Origin of the sequence: Mesorhizobium sp. M4B.F.Ca.ET.089.01.1.1, assembly GCF_004022605.1 — a bacterium.
In the GTDB taxonomy this organism is placed as follows: Bacteria; Pseudomonadota; Alphaproteobacteria; order Rhizobiales; family Rhizobiaceae; genus Mesorhizobium; species Mesorhizobium abyssinicae.
Map to the genome: position 1 here is coordinate 1 of NZ_RZOS01001129.1, position 685 is coordinate 685.

Consider the following 685-nt stretch of genomic DNA (forward strand, 5'->3'; position numbering starts at 1 on the left):
CTATGAAGGCGTAAAGGGTGAGCATGACGCATATGTTGCCGCCTTGCGGCAAGCAGGTGTTGAGGTGACCGTCCTTCCGCCTCTTGAGGCATTTCCGGACTCCATGTTTGTCGAAGATCCGGCGCTCGTCTTCGCCGGGGGCGCCATCCTGCTCCGTCCCGGCACGCCAAGCCGGGTGGAGGAGACCGCGCAGATCGCGCCGACCCTGCGCGAGATGTTCGACACCGTGCTCGAACTCCCTGCCCCGGGGCAAGCCGACGGCGGGGATGTGATGTACACTCCAAAGGGCATCTTGGTAGGCCTATCCGCGCGCACCGACAAGGCAGGGGCAGAGGCACTTGTCTCCTGCATCGAGCGACTCGGTGGAAAGGCCCAGATTGCTGAGACCCCCAAAGGGGTTCTGCATTTTAAGACGGTCTCCTCGCTGGTCGACGACGAAACCGTGATTTCGACTGCCGCACTCGCGAACGCTTCCGTGTTCAAGGAATTCCGCCAGATTATCGTCCCGGAAGGCGAGGAGCCTGCGGCGAACGTGCTGCGCGTCAACGACATCGTCATGGTCAGCGCGGACTACCCTCGCACCATCGAGATGCTCGAAAAGGCGAGTTATAAGGTCGTGCCTTTGAAGACCGCCGAGATCGAGAAGATCGACGCCGGGCTCTCCTGCATGTCGCTGCGTTGGTAC

The 685-nt window shown here is 61.5% G+C and carries 1 protein-coding gene; it reads left to right on the top strand.

The features are described 5' to 3' along the window. Positions 1–685 (top strand): arginine deiminase family protein (locus EN780_RS36415; RefSeq protein WP_128276605.1); only part of this gene is annotated, 685 nt, incomplete at both ends.